The following is a 17,571-nucleotide window of genomic DNA, read 5'->3' on the forward strand; positions in this document are numbered from 1 at the left end:
GATGGGGCAGAGCCCCTTCCCCGGCGGCAGCCGGGACAGTTTTTCATCGCCTGTCCCGGACACCTGTCCTATGCTGCCCGCAAACAAGGAAAGGGGACAGCATGATCCGCAGACTTCGGCGCATCATCCTTTGGCTTCTGGCGCTGGCGGCTCTCGCAGCCACTGCCGTGGCAATCTGGGGCCCGGCCTTTGTCGAACAAAGACTGAACCCGATCACCATGCCCGAGGCCGGCTGGCCGGTGACGCCACAAGCCGAGGCCCTGCATCAAAAGCTTGTCATCGGCGACTGGCATTCCGACGCGCTTCTGTGGGACCGTGACCTGCTCGAACGCGTTGACCGCGGCCATGTCGACATTCCCCGGCTGATCGAAGGCAATGTCGCGGTACAGGTTTTTACTACTGTTACCAAAAGCCCGCGCGGCCAGAACTACAGCCAGAACTCGGCTGAAGCCCCCGATAACATTACCCCCCTTTTTATCGGCCAGCTCCGCCCCCTGCCCAGCTGGTTCAGCCTTAAGGAACGGGCGCTCGTTCAGGCGGCGGCTCTGCGCGATGCCGCCGAACGCGCACCTGATCAGGTCATGCTGATCCGCTCGGCCGAGGATCTCCAGACCCTGCTCGAAGCGCGGCAGAACGGCGCAAAAACCGTCGGCGCCATCCTCGGGACCGAAGGTGCCCATCCCCTCGAAGGCAATATCGGCAATCTGCAGGTGCTTTATGGTGCGGGCTTCCGCCTGGTCGGGCTGACGCATTTCTTTGACAACGAACTCGGCGGCAGCCTGCATGGACAAGGCAATGACAACTCGGGGCTGACCCCATTTGGCCGCCAGGTTGTCGAAGAGATGATCGCCAAACGCATGATAGTCGATCTTGCCCACGCAAGCCCACAGGTGGTGCGCGACGTGCTGACCATTCCCGGCGTGCGGCCGATCCTGTCTCATACCGGGATCCATGGCCAATGCCCGAGCCCGCGCAACCTTGATGACGAATTGCTGCAAAAGATCGCGGAAAAGGGCGGCCTGATCGGCATCGGCTACTGGGCCGATGTTGTCTGCGGCCGCACCCCGGCCGACATTGCCAATGCAATCACGGCGGCAATCAAGCTTGTGGGCGAAGATCACGTCTCACTCGGATCGGATTACGACGGCTCGGTCGATGCTCCATTTGATGCGGCTCATCTGGTTGCGCTGACCCAGGCGCTGATGGATGCTGACCTGAACGACGAACAGATAGCTAAGGTCATGGGCGGAAATATGATGCGCTATCTTGCGCAGGTGCTTTAACCGCGCAACACCAAAGCCATGATCAGGAGAAACCCATGCTGACCATCCATGGCGTCACCCGCTCGCGTGCCTCGCGCATCATCTGGCTTTGTCATGAACTTGACCTGCCCTTCAAACAGGTGCCGGTGATTCAGGCCTATCGCCTGGCAAATCCCGATGCGCCTGATGCGCCCCTGAACACTCATTCGGAAAGCTTTCTGAAACTGTCCCCCGCAGGGGCAATCCCGGTGCTGCAAGATGGCGATCTGGTGCTGTCTGAATCCTTTGCCTGCACGCTGCATCTGGCGCGCAAATACGGTCAGCCCCTTGGCCCCGGAGATGCGATCGAGGATGCGCTGATCCTGCAATGGAGCTTTTACGCCGCCACCTCGATCGAAGAAGACGCATTGACGATTCTGTCCAACCTCGGCAAAGGCTCGCCACGGCCACCCGAGGCCGAGAAGGCGATTTCCCAGGCTGCCGAACGCCTGCTGCGCCCGTTCAAGGTGCTTGACGACCACATTGCCCGCCACGGCCATATGGTCGGCGGCCGCTTTACCGTCGCCGATCTGAACCTGGCCGAGGTGGTCCGCTATGCTCAGGGACATGCCGGGCTGATGGGCCGTTTCCCTGCCCTGAAGGTCTGGCTTGAGGCTTGCCAGTCCCGTCCGGCTTTTCAGAAAATGTGGCAGGCGCGGCTGGATGAGCCCGCTTGAAATGCCATCTGATCGGGGCCCGGAAACGACAATCCCTAGCGGGCAGCCGCCCCGCGATCCACTTTCCCTTGCCCCCGGACCGCAGGACATGAGATAACGCCTGCTCAGAAGAACAAGACGAGCAGGTGCCATGGCTGACGATCTCTTTCCCGCCGCGGATAAGGCTGCCGAAAGCTATTCGGCCTCCTCCATCGAGGTGCTCGAAGGACTCGAGCCGGTGCGCAAACGCCCGGGCATGTATATTGGCGGCACCGACGAACGGGCGCTGCACCATCTGGTGGCTGAAATCCTAGACAACTCGATGGACGAGGCTGTTGCTGGTCACGCCAGCCGTATCGAGGTCGAGCTTCTGGCCGATTACTCGGTCACAATCCGCGACAACGGCCGCGGCATTCCAATTGACCCGCATCCGAAATTCCCCGGAAAATCGGCGCTTGAGGTGATCCTTTGCACGCTGCATGCCGGTGGCAAATTCTCAGGCGACGCCTATCAGACATCGGGGGGCCTGCATGGCGTCGGTGCCTCGGTCGTCAACGCGCTTTCTGACAGCATGGTGGTGCAGGTCGCCCGCAACCGGGAACTTTACGAACAACGCTTCTCGCGCGGCTTGCCGTTGGGTCCGGTCGAAAAGGTGGGTGCGGCACCGAACCGGCGCGGCACCACCGTAACCTTCCACCCGGATGAGCAGATCTTCGGGCACCACCGCTTCAAACCGGCGCGGCTGGTTCGCATGGTTAAATCCAAGGCCTATTTGTTCTCAGGCGTCGAAATCCGCTGGAAATCAGAAATCGACGACGGTGAAACGCCGCTGGAGGCGACCTTTCACTTCCCGGGTGGCCTTGCCGATTACCTCACCGAGGTGCTGGGCAATTCCTCGACCTATGCCGACCGTCCCTTTTCGGGCAGCGTCGATTTCAAGGAAAAATTCAACACCCCCGGCAAGGTCGATTGGGCAATCAACTGGACGCCCTCGCGCGATGGTTTCATCCAGTCCTATTGTAACACCGTGCCTACGCCCGAGGGTGGCACCCATGAGGCTGGCTTCTGGTCCGCAATCCTGCGCGGCATCCGCGCCTATGGCGAGCGGGTGAGCAACAAGAAGGCGGCGCAGATCACCCGCGACGACCTTCTGACCGGCGGCTGCGCGCTGGTGTCCTGTTTTATCCGAGAGCCGGAATTTGTCGGCCAGACCAAGGACCGCCTTGCCACGACCGAAGCGCAGCGACTGGTCGAAGGCGCGGTGCGCGACCATTTCGATAACTGGCTGGCGTCTGACACGAAATCAGCGGGCGCGATCCTTGATTTTCTGGTGCTGCGTGCCGAGGAACGGCTGCGCCGCAGGCAGGAAAAGGAAACCGCCCGCAAATCGGCCACGAAAAAACTGCGCCTGCCCGGCAAGCTGGTCGACTGCTCGGCCACCAACCGCGAGGGGACCGAGCTGTTCATCGTCGAAGGCGACTCGGCCGGCGGCAGCGCCAAGATGGCGCGTGAACGCACCACTCAGGCACTGTTGCCCCTGCGCGGCAAGATCCTGAACGTGCTGGGCGCAGCTTCGTCCAAGCTGGGCTCGAACCAGGAAATCGCCGATCTTTGCCAGGCGCTTGGGGTCGGCATGGGCTCGCGGTTCAACATCGACGATCTGCGCTATGACAAGATCATCATCATGACGGATGCCGATGTGGATGGGGCTCATATCGCCAGCCTGTTGATGACCTTTTTCTTTACTCAGATGCGGCCGCTGATCGACAAGGGGCATCTTTATCTGGCCTGCCCGCCGCTTTACCGGCTGACGCAAGGTGCATATCGCATCTATGTCGCCGATGACGCCGAGAAAGAGCACTGGCTTGCCAAGGGTCTGGGCGGCAAGGGAAAAATCGACGTGCAGCGTTTCAAGGGTCTGGGCGAGATGGACGCCAAGGACCTGAAAGACACCACCATGAACCCCAAGACCCGCAAGCTGATCCGTGTCTCGATCGACGAGGACGAAGGCGGTGAGACTGGCGATCTGGTCGAACGGCTGATGGGCAAAAAACCCGAGCTGCGCTTTCAGTTCATTCAGGAAAACGCGCAGTTCGCGGACACTGAAGAGCTGGACGTGTGACGCTGGCTGCGCCGATTGCGCTGTACGTTCTTGCGGCGCTGGCCGAGATCGCGGGCTGTTTTGCTTTCTGGGGATGGCTAAGGCTGGGCAAGTCCCCTTTGTGGCTGGTGCCGGGCGTGATCTCGCTGGCTCTGTTTGCCTGGCTGCTGACACGGGTGGACACGGATTTCGCCGGCCGCGCCTATGCGGCCTATGGCGGGATCTATGTCATCGCCTCGCTCGGCTGGCTTTGGCTGACCGAAGGGCAGGTGCCGACGCGCTGGGATCTGATTGGCGGGACGCTTTGCGTTCTGGGCGCAATCATGATCCTGGTCGGATCACGGGCAGCCTAGGCGCAACGGCCCCCTGCCCCGCACCTGGCAGGTCGAAGGCACACCCCTTTGCCACGACTTTCTGCCAGTCCGCGCCAAGCGTTTCCGGCGCCGAAAGGGCATTCCCAGCCTCGGGCGAGCCATCTGAGACCATTCTGATCACCATTCCCCGGGAATAGTTTTGTTGGAATCCGACAATGATATCGCCCTGCCCCGCGCGGTCACTTTGATCGCCGAGGACGACGAATTTGTCGCCGCCCTTGCGGATCACCTCGATCGCAGCGGATTTGAAGGCGACGTTACGCGCGCCTGCCGGACCACAGGCCGGGGCAGCATGGGTCGCAACCTTGAACGTATCCTTGCTCATCGGCTGGATCTGAGTCTGGGCGCAGGCTGCAAGCATAAGCAGCAGCGCCGTCATTCCCGACATGACAAAAACCCCATCTGAAACCCCGCCTGAAGAACGCCCGCCCCGCTTACACAAAGCAGGCGTGGACCCTCGAATGGGGTTATCCTGGCGCTAAAACCTTGAGAAATGATTGATCAGAACCGCATGCCGACAGAAAAACTGGCACCTTCGCTGCCGATGCCAAAGCTGGCTGCACCAAAGCTGAATCCGACAAGCGCCCCGGTCCAGACCTGCTCGGGCGTATGCTCTCCGGCGTGAACCCTGCTCCAGCCGGTCAGGCCGGCGGCACCGTAGGCCAGCGCACCAGCCTCGGGTTGGTCATCGAAACATTTCCCGGCAAGATCCGCAGCGCCGAAAAAGGCGGCAGCGGTATGACCCGAGGGGAAGCCTTTCCCCTCACCCGAGGGCCGGCGCGAGATTGGCTGGCCGTCAAAGAACTCTTTCATTCCCCAGACCAGCGCAGCTTGCAGCAGCCCCCGGACAGCGAAATCCTCAAACCGGCCCTGATCGGCGGCGCAGACAGCGGCGGCTAGCGGCAGGCCATATTTCATGGCCGTCCCGAATTGTTCGAACGGATCGGCTGCCACTGGTGCAGAAACCGCCAGGGAACAGGCGCAAAGCGCAGCCGCCAATCTCATGAGCACCTCCTTTGCCTCAACCGCCCAGACGGATTACCCGATCCATGCGCTGTGCGAGGTCAAGGTTATGGGTGGCGATCAGTGCCGCAAGGCCCGTCTCGCGCACCAAAGCCATCAGCACGTCAAAAACCTTGTCCGAGGTCGCCGGATCAAGGTTCCCCGTCGGCTCATCCCCCAACAGCAGCGATGGCTGGTTTGCCAGTGCCCGGCAGAAAGCAACGCGCTGCTGTTCGCCCCCCGAAAGCTGCGCCGGACGATGATCAGCGCGATGGCTCAGCCCGACGCGGCCCAACAGATCCAGCGCCCGGGCGCGCGCGGCCCCTTCGGCCACACCATTCGCAAGCTGCGGCAGGATGACGTTTTCCGCCGCCGAGAACTCGGGCAGCAGATGGTGGAACTGATAAACAAATCCCAACTGTTCACGCCGGGCCTCGGTCCGGGTCCGGTCGTTCTGCCCGCTCATGTCGCGGCCATTTAGCAGCACGCGACCACTGTCGGCGGTATCAAGCAGCCCCGCGATATGCAAAAGCGTCGATTTCCCGGCCCCCGAGGGCGCGACCAGCGCCACCACCTCGCCCTGCGCGACCGACAGTGACAGGTCCGACAGCACCGGAACCGGGGCGGGCCCGGCCAGTCCGTAAGTTTTTGAGATGCCTTCCAGAACCAGAACGTCACTCATAGCGCAGCGCCTCGACCGGGTTCATGCGCGCGGCGCGGCGCGCAGGAAAGATGGTGACGATGAAAGACAGGCCTAGCGACAGAACCGCAGCACGGAAAATGTCCCAGGCCCTCAGATCGGCAGTAAGCTGGTAGATGCCGCGCACCTCGGGCTGCCATGCGCCGCCCCCGGTCAGTGCGTTCAGCGCCGCCATGATGTGATCGACGTTCAGCGACAGGACCACCCCCAGCACGACCCCGGCAATGGTGCCGATTACGCCGGTGAACGCCCCGCAAAGGAAAAAGACCCGCAGCACCGCACCTTCGGTCAGGCCCATGGTGCGCAGGATACCGATGTCACGCCCCTTGTTCTTGACCAGCATGATCAGGCCCGACGTGATATTCATCGAAGCGATCAGCACGAGGATCGAGAGGATGAGGAACATCACGTCATCCTCCATATCAAGCGCGGCAAGAAACGAACCTGAGGCATCGCGCCAGGTCCAGACCTGCGACCGCTCACCTGCCACCTGCAGCAAAGGCAGCGTCCAGTCGTCGATCCGTTCGGGGTTATCCACAAAGACCCCGATTTCGTCCGCCACACCCTCGCGGTTGAAAAAGCTCTGCGCCTCGGCAAGTGGCATATAGATCCGCGTCTGGTCCACATCGTAGCGGCCGGCCGAAAAGATAAAGACCACCTCAAAGGATTCCACCCGCGGCGTAGTGCCAAAAGGCGTCCTGGCACCGTCGGGGGCCACAAGCTGCAACCGGTCGCCCAGCCCGATGCCAAGGTCGCGTGCCATGCCGATACCAATGGCGATGCCCTGATCAAAGGCATCAATGTCACCTGCCGATCGTTCGGAATCAACGATCCCGGACATCGCCTTGAGCGACTCGGCCGTCACGCCATAGACATCGCCCAAGGCGGCCGCATCGCCCTGCCGCGCCATGACCTGCGCCCGCACCGCCGGGACCGCGCGGGTCACGCCGGGGATCTGGGCGATGCTGGCGGCGACGGCCTCATAATCCTCGACCCGGCCGGGGGTGACATAGGTTTCCTCGGTCAGCTCATTATAGATCTGTGTCGGCGCGTAATAGACCGTGCTATGTGCATTGGCACCCAGGATCGTATCGACGAAATCGGACCTGAACCCGGCGCGCACCGCAAGGGTGGTGATCAGCGCCATCACCCCAAGGGTAATGCCGATCAGGCTGATCCAGGTCATCACGCTGACCCCGCCCTCGGCGCGGCGTGCGCGCAGATAGCGCCAGGCAATCAGGAATTCATATCGAGAAAACGGGGCGGGACTGGCCATCGCTCACCTGTCTGTTGGCTCGCGTCTGATTGACCTGTCCCCGCCCGCAATGCAAGCCAACAAGGCCGTGACCGGCAAACGATGCATCAGGGCTTGGGCCGGTCGTCCCATTCGGTGCTGAGGATCCGCTCGGCGTCGCCCTTTGGGTCCTCATATTGCCGGCCGCGCAGCGCCCAGATGAAGGCAATAAGCCCCAGCCCGCCAAGCGCGAGCGAGACCGGGATCAAAAGGCCAAGAATCTCCATCCCGTTCCCCTTTCCTCAGCGCCGCAGCCGCAGCGCGTTCAGCGTCACGCTGATCGAGCTCAGCGACATGGCAAGCGCCGCCATCAGCGGGGTGGCAAAACCGGCAATGGCAATGGGCACAGCGACGATATTGTAAAGAAACGAGATGGCGAAATTCTCTTTGATGCGCGAACGCGCCTGCCGGGCCAGCGTCAGTGACTGTGCAACCGGGGAAAGGTCGCTGCCGACCAGCACGATATCCGAGGCGGTACGCGCCGCATCAAGCGCCGAGGCGGGTGAGATCGAAACATGCGCCTCGGTCAGTGCGGCGGTATCATTGAGCCCATCGCCGACCATCAGCACATGCAGCCCCTGTTCGCGCAGATCATGCACGGCCGTGGCCTTTTCGACCGGAGTAACGCCAGCCCGCCATTCGGCGATGCCAAGACGGGTCGCCAGATCCTCGACCACCGGCGCGGCATCGCCGGACAGCAGGAGCACTCGCCGCCCCGAGGCAAGGATCGCCGAGACGCATTCCCCGGCCCCCGGACGCAGCCTGTCCGAAAACTCCAGCCGGATCGGCGCACCCTGACCAAGCGACAGCCAGCTGGCCGAAAGACGGGCATCGCCATGTTCGGCACCTAGCCAGTCGGCACGGCCAAGCCGGACCTCGCGCCCCTGCCAGTTGCCCGCAATACCATAGCCCGGCACTTCACGCAGATCAGCAAGGGGTGCAGGTACAGTACCCGCCCCAACCAGTGCCTGCGCCAGCGCCTGTGACAGCGGATGGCCCGAGCCCTGCGCCAGCGCCAGCGCGACAGGCCGCGCCTCAACCGGGATGACATTGATCGAAACAAGCTGCGGCACACCCATGGTCAGGGTACCGGTCTTGTCGAAAACCACGGTATCGACATCAGCCAGCCGCTCAAGCGCAGTGCCCTCTTTGATCAGCATGCAGCGGCGGAACAGCCGCCCCGACGCTGTGGTGATCACTGCCGGGACAGCAAGGCCAAGCGCACAGGGGCAGGTGATGATCAGGACCGCCGCCGCGATGTTTACCGCCAGCCGCAGGTCATGGGTGGCCAGATACCAGCCAAGAAAGCTGCAAAAGGCCATAAGGTGCACCAGCGGCGAATATAGCCGCGAGGCGCGGTCGGCAAGACTGGTATAATGGCCGCGCGCCGATTCAGCCGCGGCGACCAGTGCCGTCAGCCGCGCCAGTGAGCTGTCGCGCCCGGCTGCCGTCACCCGCAGGACCAGGGGACCGGTCAGGTTCACCTCGCCCGCCGAAAGCGCAAGGCCCGGGGCGGCGGCGACCGGAATGCTCTCGCCCGTTAAAAGCGAGCGGTCGATTTCGCTCATCCCGTCGATGATCTCTCCATCGGCGGGGACGCGGGCGCCGGGGCGGATGCGGATCAGATCGCCCGGTACGAGTTCGGATACCGGCACGGGCTCATCGCCGGCAGCAGTGATACGAAAGGCGCGCGGCACCTCAAGCGCGGTCAGCTCTTCGGCAGCAGAACGGGCGACGGCGCGGGTGCGATAGTCCAGATAGCGCCCGATCAGCAGAAAGAAGCACAGCATCACCGCCGCATCGAAATAGGCGTGCCGGCCCGAGTTCAGCGTTTCATAGACCGAGATGGAACTTGCCAGGATCAGCGCCAGCGAGATCGGCACATCCATCCCCAGCCGCCCATGGCTGATCGCCCGCCAGGCGCTGGAAAAGAAAGGCCGGCCAGCAAAGGCAACAGTCGGCAGGGCAATGGCCCCGGAAATCCAGTGGAACATGTCCCGCGTCGCGGCCTCGGCCCCTGACCAGACTGCAACCGACAGGATCATGATATTCATCATCGCAAAACCCGATACGCCAATGCGCATCAGGATATCGCGGCCCTGCCGGTCGGCGGCGCTGGCGCTAAGCGCAGCGGGGTCAAGCTCATGCGCCTCATAGCCGATGCTTTCAACGACGGGAATCAGCTCTTCGGCACTCATGCCCGGCGCGTCCACGGTGACGCGGCGCAGGGTCAGGTTAACCCGCGCGGCCTTGACCCCGGGATGACGGTTCAGCACCCCCTCAACATCGGTGATACAGGTTGCGCAATGGATGGTCGGCAGCGACAGGATGATATCCGCCTGCGCCCCTTTGGCCGACGCAATGCGCGAAGCCAGCGGCGCAGCATCGCAAGCCGGACAAGCCGAAAGCCGGGCGTCGTGGTCGTGCAGCGTGGCGTCCGACATCTCACTGCACCCGGTTGCCGTTGTAGTGGTCGATACGCTGGCGGAACACTGTGCCGTCTGGCGCGGTGGCGGTCAGGTGGATGTTCCATTGTCCCGGCGCAAGAACAAGCGGCGCGCGAAAGAGGCCGCCAGAGTAAGTGAACTCGGGCCGCTGGTCGTCGCGCACATGGGTGGGGCGACCAACGGTGACCTCAAGCGTGCTGACAGGTGCGGGATTGCCCTGACCGTCACGGATCACCAGCACCATTTCGCGCCCGTCATAATCCGGGGTCACGGTCCAGTTCAGCGCCTCTTGTGCATTGCGATCACGGTCAAAGCGTTGCGAGGCAACATAGCTGTTCTTGACCTCAAGCCCAGGAAAGGTGCCGACGGCTTTCACGGCCATAAAGACATTGACCGCGATGATAATGCCAAAGGCCCCCAGGGTGATCAGCAACACATGGCGGCCAGTCAGTTCGCGCGGCATCACTCACTCCTTCCATGGAAGACCGTGCCGATCCGGGACTTGTTCCCATCGGTGGCATCTTCGACCCACAGCGTCAACTCGCTTTGCTCACTGCCGGCAAGGGCCGAGCCCTTTTCGGCGGTGATATAGACGCGTTGGGTATGGGTACTATTCGCAGATACGCTGACGCGGGTGTCAGGCAGACCCTCAAGCGTCACGGTGACGCCCTGCGGCAGGGTACCATCTGCGCCAAGGACCGAAACGGTAAATTCACGCTCGTCCCCCTGCTTGTTGCGCAGGCGCAGCGCATAGGTGTTGCGGATCGCACCATCGGCCATGGTGACGTAAAGCGGGTTCCTGACCGGTGTCACGTTCAGATCGAACGGAGAGCGCAGGAACAGCGCAACCAGCAGCGCAACCCCGATCCCGGCCCAGAGCGTAAAGTACAGCACCGTGCGCGGACGCAGGATATGTTTCAGCAGCGGTTTCGGGGTCTCGCCCGCACGCTCGGCTGCCTCGTCCCGCAGCGCCATATAGTCGATCAGGCCGCGCGGTTTGCCGATCTTGCCCATCACCTCGTCGCAGGCGTCGATGCACAGCGCGCAGGTGATGCACTCCAGCTGCTGGCCGTCACGAATGTCGATGCCCATGGGGCAAACGTTCACGCAAGCCATGCAGTCGATGCAATCACCCTTGGGGCCGCCTTCGGATCTGGTCGCCTCCCCCCGGTGCAGTTTGCCACGCGGCTCACCCCGCCATTCGCGATAGGCGACGGTCAGGGTATCCTCATCCATCATCGCGGCCTGAATGCGCGGCCATGGGCAGGCATAAATACAGATCTGCTCACGCGCGAAACCGCCAAACAGGAAGGTCGTCGCGGTCAGAATCCCCATGGTGATATAGGCGACCGGATGGGCGTCCCCGGTAAAGAGATTGCGAAGCAGCGTCGGCGCGTCGGTGAAATAAAAGATCCAGGCCCCGCCCGTCGCCACGGCGATCAGCAGCCAGATCGCCCATTTCGTCAGTCGCAGCCTCAGCTTGCGGGCATCCCACGGCGCGTTCCACAGCCGGACACGAGCGTTCCGGTCGCCCTCGACCCAACGCTCTGTCAGGATGAAAAGATCGGTCCATACCGTCTGCGGGCAGGCATAGCCGCACCAGACCCGCCCCAGCGCCGAGGTGAACAGAAACAACCCCAGCCCCGCCATGACCAAAAGGCCGGCAACGAAATAGAATTCATGCGGCCAGATCTCGATCCAGAAGAAATAGAAGCGGCGGTTGGCCAGATCGATCAGCACCGCCTGATCGGGCAGGCTTGGTCCCCGGTCCCAGCGGATCCACGGCGTGATGTAATAGATCGCCAGCGTTACCGCCATGATGATCCATTTCAGGTTGCGAAACCAGCCATGGACACGGCGGGGAAAGATCGGCTCTCGGGCGGCATATAGACGTGGCGGGTCGATGTCGGGGTTCGACATGATTAGCTCCTGTTGCGCGTGGCCCGATCATAGCGGGCCGGGCCGCACCGGCGCATTGATCTGCATCAAGCGCGGGTCCGCTGGCTTATAGCGATGGAACAAGGTGCGGGGCATGGGCCGCTTTGTCGCATGCGCCAAAGACCTGCCTCGGAGAAAAACACGCGAACCGGCTTGCGCCGGCCGCAGGGATTGACGTTTGATAAGCGCACCGGCCCCCTTGGAAACGCGCGAACAGGACAGGGGGCCGGTGCCTCCCCGGCCGGTTACCCGGCCAGGGATCCCGGTGTTTTGTTATTCGCCGCCGCCAAGGCTGTGGACATAGGCGGCAACGGCGCGAATGTCGGCCTCGGACAGACGGCCCGTCCAGGCGGGCATGACGCCAAAGGGTCCGTCATGCACAATACGTGTGATCGTTGCCGGGTCCGAACCATATAGCCAGACCGCATCCGTCAGGTCCGGGGCACCCTGGCTGCGGTCGCCGGTGCCGTCCTCGCCATGGCACGAGACGCAGTTATCGGCAAAGACCGCCTCACCTTCGGTCGCCAGCGCCGCGTCATGCGGCAGGCCGCCAAGCGCAAGCACATGGTTTACGACCTGACGGATCTGAGTGTTGTCCAACATCTCGTCCGTGCCAAAACGCGGCATTTCCGAATAGCGTGTATCATCGTTCTGCGGATCGCGGATACCGTGGGTCACGGTGGTGTGGATATCCTCCAGCGAGCCGCCCCACAGCCAGTCATTATCCAGCAGCGAAGGGTAGCCCGTCGCACCGCCCGCCCCGGAACCGTGACACTGCGCACACCAGGTGCGGAAGATCGCGGCACCGGCATTGGCGGTATAGTTCGCCAGTTCCGGATCGGCGGCGATTTCCTCAAGCGGGGTTTCTACCAGCTTGGCCTGGATGGGCGCATTCGCGTCCTTGAATCGCTGGATCTCGGCCGCCACGTCCGAGCGATAGTTCTGGCCCAGCACCCCTTGTGTCGATCCGTTCAAAAGCGGGATCGCAGGATAGGCGATGACATAGGCCACCGACCAGATGATGGTGGCGTAAAAGGTCCACAGCCACCAGCGCGGCAGCGGATTGTCATATTCCTCGATCCCGTCCCAGGAATGCCCGGTCGAGGGCACCTCGATCACCCGGCGCGCGCCCTTGCGGTCGCGCACGACCCGGGTTGCACCGGGGCGCGGGCTGACCGGCTGACCCTCGGAGGATTGGGCAAGGGTCTGGTCCTTCTGAGCCTTGTCGGCGGCCTGGCGTTCCAGCTCGGCCCGGTTATCGGGGCTCTGCGGGCTGGTGTGCTCGTCGTCGGTATCGGCCATCACTCGACCTCCTTCTCGCCCGCCGGGGCGGGCCTCATCTCATTGCGGAAGATGCTTTCGGCTGCGTCACGGTGCATCGGCCGCGAACCCGGCCTGAAGGCAAAGACCACCACGCCCAGAAAAAAGATCACCAGCGCCAGAAGCACCCAGCTATCGGCCAGTTCGCGCAGGAAAGAATATCTGTCCATGACGCACCTCAGCGATTTGGATCAGGTTCGAAGGTCGAGAAATCGACCATCGTGCCCAGCACCTGCAAATAGGCCACCAGAGCATCCATTTCAGACACGCCGGGGCGGCGGTCGAAATTGCGCTGCTGGGCACCCGGATAGCGTTCCTCAAGGCCCGAGGCATCCGCATCAGGATCGGCCTGCGCCAGGAAGTCGGCCCGACCGGCGGCGATCATCTCGTCGCTATAGGGCACGCCGACCAGCGCATCGGTGCGCAAGCGTTGCTCGATGTTCGAGGGGTCGATCTTGCGATCCAGAAGGAAGCCGTATTTCGGCATGATCGATTCCGGCACCACCCCTTGCGGGTTCACCAGGTGGTCGATGTGCCATTCGTCCGAATAGCGTCCCCCGACCCGGGCAAGGTCCGGCCCGGTACGTTTCGAGCCCCACTGGAACGGATGATCATACATCGACTCGGCAGCAAGGCTGTAATGGCCATAACGCTCGACCTCGTCGCGCATCGGGCGGATCATCTGGCTATGGCAGACATAGCAGCCTTCGCGCACATAGATGTCGCGCCCCTTCAGTTCCAGCGGCGTATAGGGCCGCATCCCCTCGACCTTCTCAATGGTGTTCTGCAGATAGAACAACGGCGCAATCTCAACGATGCCCCCGATGGTCACCACCAGAAAGGAAAAGACCAGCAGCAGCGTTGCGTTCTTTTCCAGAACCTTATGCTTATCAAGAATTGCCATGATCCGTCCTCACTCTGCCGGGACCGCAATAGTGGTCGGCTGGGTCTTGGGCTGGCGCGCGACCGTGGCCCAAAGGTTGTAGCACATGATCAGCGCACCGCCGAGGTACAGCACCCCACCAAGCGCACGCACCACGTTCATCGGGAACTTCGCGGCAACCGTGTCGGCGAAGGCGTTGACCAGGAAGCCCTGGGAATCGACCTCGCGCCACATCAGCCCTTCCATGATGCCCGAGACCCACATCGAGGCGGCGTAAAGCACCAGGCCGATGGTCGCGAGCCAGAAGTGCCAGCTGACCAGAGAGAGCGAATAGAGCCGTTCACGACCCCACAGACGCGGCACCAGATAGTAAAGCGCGCCAAAGGTGATCATGCCGTTCCAGCCCAAAGCGCCGGAGTGGACGTGACCGATGGTCCAGTCAGTATAGTGCGACAGCGAGTTCACGGCCTTGATCGACATCATCGGACCTTCAAAGGTCGCCATGCCGTAGAAGCCGACCGCAACAACCATCATGCGGATGATGGGATCGGTGCGCAGCTTGTCCCATGCGCCAGAAAGCGTCATCAGACCGTTGATCATACCGCCCCAGGAAGGCATCCACAGCATGATCGAGAACACCATGCCCAGCGTCGAGGCCCAGTCGGGCAGCGCGGTATAGTGCAGGTGGTGCGGACCGGCCCAGATGTACAGAAAGATCAGCGCCCAGAAGTGGATGATCGACAGCTTGTAGCTATAGACCGGACGCTCGGCCTGTTTGGGGATGAAGTAATACATCATCCCCAGGAAGCCGGCGGTCAGGAAAAAGCCCACGGCGTTATGTCCGTACCACCATTGCGTCATCGCATCCTGCACGCCCGAGAACAGCTGCACCGACTTTGAGCCGAATACGCTGACCGGGATCGCCAGGTTGTTGACGATATGCAGCATGGCGATGGTGACGATGAAGGACAGATAGAACCAGTTCGCCACATAGATATGCGGCTCTTTCCGCTTCAGGATCGTGCCCAGGAACACGGCCAGATAGACGACCCAGACCAGCGTCAGCCACCAGTCAACGTACCATTCGGGTTCAGCGTATTCCTTGGACTGCGTGGCACCAAGAATATAGCCGGTCGCGGCCAGAACGATGAAAAGCTGATAGCCCCAGAACACGAACCAGGCCGCATTGCCGCCCCAAAGCCGTGCGGCCGAGGTGCGCTGCACGACATAGAACGACGTGGCGATCAGCGCGTTGCCACCAAAGGCAAAGATCACCGCCGAGGTATGCAGCGGGCGCAGCTTGCCAAAGTTCGTATAGCCCATGGTGATGTCGCTGAGGTTCAGCACCGGAAAGGCCAGCTGCAGGGCGATGACCACCCCGACCAGAAAGCCCACGGCCCCCCAGAATGCGGTGGCGATGACGCCGGCCCGCACCACCCCGTCCATATATTCGGTCTCAGGGTGGGGCTCGAGGGAGGGTTGCTCGTTCCCCATCTGGCGCAGCACCCGCACGAACATGACACCCGCCACCAGCATGACGATCAAGGCGTTCACTAGGTAGGCGGGATCATCGGGCCGCGCATAGTTGGCCGCGATCGCGGCCAGAACCGCAATCGAGCCAAGCGCGATCAGCTTGATGGTGTCCAACATGAATTTCTGTCCTTCATCCAGCGGCGAGACCACCCGGGACATCAAAAGACGCTGCCGGGTGGGGCTTCGACAGATCCTTTTATCTCTGCACAGTTTCGTGAGACTTTGATCTGCATCAATCAGGATACACGGGACAGGTGTAAAATCGTTAAATATCCGGACAGGATGTCGCAGTTGGCTAAGGCGAGCGATTGCGATTCCCCCCGGAAAGGGGCAAGAATCGCCCTGAACCGTGAAAGGAGAGCCCATGGGCTACAAGACAATCCTGACCGTTCTTACCAACACCAATCAGCACAAGCAGCTTGATTCGGCCATCGCCATGGCCCGGCGCGAGGATGCGCATCTTGATGTATTCTGCCTTGGTGTCGATCACACCCAAAGCGGATATTACTACGCCGGTGCCTCGGCCTATGTGTTCCAGGAATCCATCGACAAGGCCATGGCCGCAGCAAGCGAGCTTGAAGAAAAGGTCCGCGAGCGGCTGAACCCCGAGGATATCCGCTGGTCGGTCGATTCGGCCGTGGCACAGGTCGGCGGGCTGTCAACGCTGGTCGGGATGCGCGCGCGTTATGCCGATCTTGTGGTGCTGAGCCGCCCCTATTGCGAAGGCGCGCCCACCGACGCCGAGGCAGTGACCGAGGCCGCCTTGTTCGAGGGCACCGCCCCGGTTCTGATCGTCCCCGAAGAGCTGAAATCGCCCTTTGGCAAAAAGATCATGATCGCCTGGAACCAGTCGAACGAGGCGATGGCCGCCGTTCGGCGCGCGCTGCCCCTGCTGATCGCAGCGGATAGTGTCGAAATCACCATCATCGCTCCCTCGCCCACCGGCCCCGAGCGTTCGGACCCCGGCGGTGCGCTATGCCAGATGCTCACTCGCCATGGCGTCAAGGCCGAGATCGCGGTTCTGGCCAAGACGCAGCCATTGGTCAGCGATATTTTGAATCGTCGCGCGACCGAGATCGGCGCCGATATGCTGGTCATGGGCGCCTATGGCCATTCGCGTTTCCGCGAGGCAATCCTGGGCGGGGCCACCCGCAACATGCTGGAAAAGGCGCAGGTCCCTGTGCTGATGACGCACTGATCAGACATGAAAAACCCCGCGGCGAATGCCGCGGGGCATAACCCGGGACAGGCAGGCTGCCCGATTGGCTTTAGCTCAACGGTCCGCCATCGGAATCATCTCCGCTTTCCAGCACCAGGTCCTGGAACGAAGGCACGATCACCCGGCGCTTGCCTTCAAGCTCGATCACCCCTTCACGCTTCAGCGCGCTCATCTGCCGGCTGACGGTTTCCAGCGTCAGGCCAAGATAATCTGCCATCGCTTCACGCGTCAGCGGTAGTTCGACGGCAATGCGCCCCTCGGGCCGACGCTTGATCAGTGCCGCCTCGCGCCGGGCAAGGATAACCAGCAGCGAGGCGATCTTTTCACGCGCCGATTTGCGCCCAAGCAGCAAAAGCCAGTCGCGCACGGCGTCCAGTTCGTCCAGCGTCATCTCAAGCAGGCGGCTTGCGATGCGGGGATTGTCAATGAGCAACCGCTCAAAGGGCTTGCGACGAAAGCAGCACAGCAACAGATCGCTGGTCGCGGTGACGGTATAGGCGGCTGACTCACGACCCGGCCGGCCCAGAAAATCGCTGGGCAGCAACAGGCCGACCATCTGGGTGCGCCCATCCTCAAGCTGCTGGGTCAGCCCCGCCATGCCAGCCACGACCGAGGCCACGAAATCCATCCGGTCGCCAGCCCAGACCACCACCTGCCCCGCCTCAAACCGGCGATAGAATTTCATGCTTTCCAGTTCAGCCAGTTCATCGCCTTCGCAATGTGCACAAACAGCCCGATAGCGGATGGGACAGATTTCGCAGGGCTGCTGCGTCGCGCAAAGGGCGGCATCATGTGGCATTTGA

At 62.2% G+C, this 17,571-nt stretch carries 18 protein-coding genes; 5 read left to right on the top strand and 13 right to left on the bottom strand.

Going from position 1 to position 17,571, the window contains the following annotated elements:
• Positions 1-101: 101 nt before the first annotated feature.
• From M511_RS00280 to M511_RS00295, 4 genes are all read left to right on the top strand, one after another.
• Entirely contained in the window at positions 102-1,283 is a 1,182-nt protein-coding gene (locus M511_RS00280) for a dipeptidase (RefSeq protein ID WP_085501071.1), read from the top strand.
• A gap of 35 nt (positions 1,284-1,318) precedes the next feature.
• Complete coding sequence (locus tag M511_RS00285; protein ID WP_085501072.1) at positions 1,319-1,978, top strand: glutathione S-transferase family protein; 660 nt, start codon at positions 1,319-1,321, stop codon at positions 1,976-1,978.
• A gap of 130 nt (positions 1,979-2,108) precedes the next feature.
• Complete coding sequence (gene parE / locus M511_RS00290; RefSeq protein WP_010392356.1) at positions 2,109-4,079, top strand: DNA topoisomerase IV subunit B; 1,971 nt, start codon at positions 2,109-2,111, stop codon at positions 4,077-4,079.
• The gene (locus M511_RS00295; protein ID WP_085501073.1) at positions 4,076-4,411 is read left to right on the top strand and encodes a YnfA family protein; all 336 of its coding nucleotides are present in this window, start codon (positions 4,076-4,078) and stop codon (positions 4,409-4,411) included. Before parE ends, M511_RS00295 begins: the two co-directional genes overlap by 4 nt.
• Here the strand turns inward: M511_RS00295 and M511_RS00300 are convergent.
• From M511_RS00300 to ccoN, 12 genes are all read right to left on the bottom strand, one after another.
• The gene (locus M511_RS00300; RefSeq protein ID WP_176224494.1) at positions 4,380-4,820 is read right to left on the bottom strand and encodes a hypothetical protein; all 441 of its coding nucleotides are present in this window, start codon (positions 4,818-4,820) and stop codon (positions 4,380-4,382) included. The two genes, M511_RS00295 and M511_RS00300, sit on opposite strands and share 32 nt — an antisense overlap.
• 113 nt (positions 4,821-4,933) lie before the next feature.
• Positions 4,934-5,437: a phosphatase PAP2 family protein gene (locus tag M511_RS00305; RefSeq protein ID WP_010392363.1), complete on the bottom strand. Its 504-nt coding sequence runs from the start codon at positions 5,435-5,437 to the stop codon at positions 4,934-4,936.
• A 16-nt stretch (positions 5,438-5,453) separates the two neighbouring features.
• Positions 5,454-6,116: an ABC transporter ATP-binding protein gene (locus M511_RS00310; RefSeq protein WP_010392365.1), complete on the bottom strand. Its 663-nt coding sequence runs from the start codon at positions 6,114-6,116 to the stop codon at positions 5,454-5,456.
• Positions 6,109-7,410, bottom strand: a complete 1,302-nt coding sequence (locus M511_RS00315; RefSeq protein ID WP_085501074.1) for an ABC transporter permease — start codon at positions 7,408-7,410, stop codon at positions 6,109-6,111. The genes M511_RS00310 and M511_RS00315 overlap by 8 nt, the downstream gene beginning before the upstream one ends.
• 86 nt (positions 7,411-7,496) lie before the next feature.
• On the bottom strand, positions 7,497-7,655 hold the full coding sequence (ccoS, locus tag M511_RS00320) for a cbb3-type cytochrome oxidase assembly protein CcoS (RefSeq protein ID WP_010392371.1): 159 nt from the start codon (positions 7,653-7,655) through the stop codon (positions 7,497-7,499).
• A gap of 15 nt (positions 7,656-7,670) precedes the next feature.
• Positions 7,671-9,872 (bottom strand): heavy metal translocating P-type ATPase, encoded by a 2,202-nt coding sequence (locus M511_RS00325; protein ID WP_085501075.1) that lies wholly within the window; start codon positions 9,870-9,872, stop codon positions 7,671-7,673.
• Between the two features lies 1 nt (position 9,873).
• Entirely contained in the window at positions 9,874-10,338 is a 465-nt protein-coding gene (locus M511_RS00330; RefSeq protein WP_010392375.1) for a FixH family protein, read from the bottom strand.
• Positions 10,338-11,795 (bottom strand): cytochrome c oxidase accessory protein CcoG, encoded by a 1,458-nt coding sequence (gene ccoG / locus M511_RS00335; RefSeq protein ID WP_085501076.1) that lies wholly within the window; start codon positions 11,793-11,795, stop codon positions 10,338-10,340. Before ccoG ends, M511_RS00330 begins: the two co-directional genes overlap by 1 nt.
• A gap of 291 nt (positions 11,796-12,086) precedes the next feature.
• Positions 12,087-13,115 carry a cytochrome-c oxidase, cbb3-type subunit III gene (ccoP, locus tag M511_RS00340; protein WP_010392378.1) on the bottom strand — a complete coding sequence of 343 codons (1,029 nt, stop codon included), beginning with the start codon at positions 13,113-13,115 and terminating at the stop codon, positions 12,087-12,089.
• Positions 13,115-13,303, bottom strand: coding sequence for a CcoQ/FixQ family Cbb3-type cytochrome c oxidase assembly chaperone (locus M511_RS00345; protein ID WP_010392381.1), 189 nt, complete (start codon positions 13,301-13,303; stop codon positions 13,115-13,117). Before M511_RS00345 ends, ccoP begins: the two co-directional genes overlap by 1 nt.
• An 8-nt stretch (positions 13,304-13,311) precedes the next feature.
• Positions 13,312-14,037 carry a cytochrome-c oxidase, cbb3-type subunit II gene (gene ccoO / locus M511_RS00350; RefSeq protein WP_010392383.1) on the bottom strand — a complete coding sequence of 242 codons (726 nt, stop codon included), beginning with the start codon at positions 14,035-14,037 and terminating at the stop codon, positions 13,312-13,314.
• Positions 14,038-14,046: 9 nt separating this feature from the next.
• Positions 14,047-15,666, bottom strand: a complete 1,620-nt coding sequence (gene ccoN / locus M511_RS00355) for a cytochrome-c oxidase, cbb3-type subunit I (RefSeq protein WP_029371287.1) — start codon at positions 15,664-15,666, stop codon at positions 14,047-14,049.
• Between the two features lie 247 nt (positions 15,667-15,913).
• On the opposite strand from ccoN, the gene M511_RS00360 reads away from it, so the two are divergent.
• Positions 15,914-16,747 (top strand): universal stress protein, encoded by an 834-nt coding sequence (locus M511_RS00360; RefSeq protein WP_010392386.1) that lies wholly within the window; start codon positions 15,914-15,916, stop codon positions 16,745-16,747.
• Positions 16,748-16,817: 70 nt separating this feature from the next.
• Here M511_RS00360 and fnrL read toward each other — a convergent pair whose 3' ends face one another.
• Positions 16,818-17,567, bottom strand: coding sequence for a transcriptional regulator FnrL (fnrL, locus tag M511_RS00365; RefSeq protein ID WP_010392388.1), 750 nt, complete (start codon positions 17,565-17,567; stop codon positions 16,818-16,820).
• Positions 17,568-17,571: the final 4 nt, after the last annotated feature.

It is taken from the genome of Paracoccus sp. J56, from assembly GCF_019633685.1.
In the GTDB taxonomy this organism is placed as follows: Bacteria; Pseudomonadota; Alphaproteobacteria; order Rhodobacterales; family Rhodobacteraceae; genus Paracoccus; species Paracoccus kondratievae.

What these genes read in the sequence shown, in the direction of transcription:
- M511_RS00280 (WP_085501071.1), top strand. Translation starts at nt 102, where the DNA reads ATGATCCGCAGACTTCGGCGCATCATCCTTTGGCTTCTGGCGCTGGCG.
- parE (WP_010392356.1), top strand. Translation starts at nt 2,109, where the DNA reads ATGGCTGACGATCTCTTTCCCGCCGCGGATAAGGCTGCCGAAAGCTAT.
- M511_RS00330 (WP_010392375.1), bottom strand. Translation starts at nt 10,338, where the DNA reads ATGCCGCGCGAACTGACTGGCCGCCATGTGTTGCTGATCACCCTGGGG.
- M511_RS00325 (WP_085501075.1), bottom strand. Translation starts at nt 9,872, where the DNA reads ATGTCGGACGCCACGCTGCACGACCACGACGCCCGGCTTTCGGCTTGT.
- M511_RS00315 (WP_085501074.1), bottom strand. Translation starts at nt 7,410, where the DNA reads ATGGCCAGTCCCGCCCCGTTTTCTCGATATGAATTCCTGATTGCCTGG.
- fnrL (WP_010392388.1), bottom strand. Translation starts at nt 17,567, where the DNA reads ATGCCACATGATGCCGCCCTTTGCGCGACGCAGCAGCCCTGCGAAATC.
- ccoG (WP_085501076.1), bottom strand. Translation starts at nt 11,795, where the DNA reads ATGTCGAACCCCGACATCGACCCGCCACGTCTATATGCCGCCCGAGAG.
- ccoS (WP_010392371.1), bottom strand. Translation starts at nt 7,655, where the DNA reads ATGGAGATTCTTGGCCTTTTGATCCCGGTCTCGCTCGCGCTTGGCGGG.
- M511_RS00360 (WP_010392386.1), top strand. Translation starts at nt 15,914, where the DNA reads ATGGGCTACAAGACAATCCTGACCGTTCTTACCAACACCAATCAGCAC.
- M511_RS00300 (WP_176224494.1), bottom strand. Translation starts at nt 4,820, where the DNA reads ATGTCGGGAATGACGGCGCTGCTGCTTATGCTTGCAGCCTGCGCCCAG.
- ccoP (WP_010392378.1), bottom strand. Translation starts at nt 13,115, where the DNA reads ATGGCCGATACCGACGACGAGCACACCAGCCCGCAGAGCCCCGATAAC.
- M511_RS00305 (WP_010392363.1), bottom strand. Translation starts at nt 5,437, where the DNA reads ATGAGATTGGCGGCTGCGCTTTGCGCCTGTTCCCTGGCGGTTTCTGCA.
- ccoO (WP_010392383.1), bottom strand. Translation starts at nt 14,037, where the DNA reads ATGGCAATTCTTGATAAGCATAAGGTTCTGGAAAAGAACGCAACGCTG.
- M511_RS00345 (WP_010392381.1), bottom strand. Translation starts at nt 13,303, where the DNA reads ATGGACAGATATTCTTTCCTGCGCGAACTGGCCGATAGCTGGGTGCTT.
- M511_RS00310 (WP_010392365.1), bottom strand. Translation starts at nt 6,116, where the DNA reads ATGAGTGACGTTCTGGTTCTGGAAGGCATCTCAAAAACTTACGGACTG.
- ccoN (WP_029371287.1), bottom strand. Translation starts at nt 15,666, where the DNA reads ATGTTGGACACCATCAAGCTGATCGCGCTTGGCTCGATTGCGGTTCTG.
- M511_RS00285 (WP_085501072.1), top strand. Translation starts at nt 1,319, where the DNA reads ATGCTGACCATCCATGGCGTCACCCGCTCGCGTGCCTCGCGCATCATC.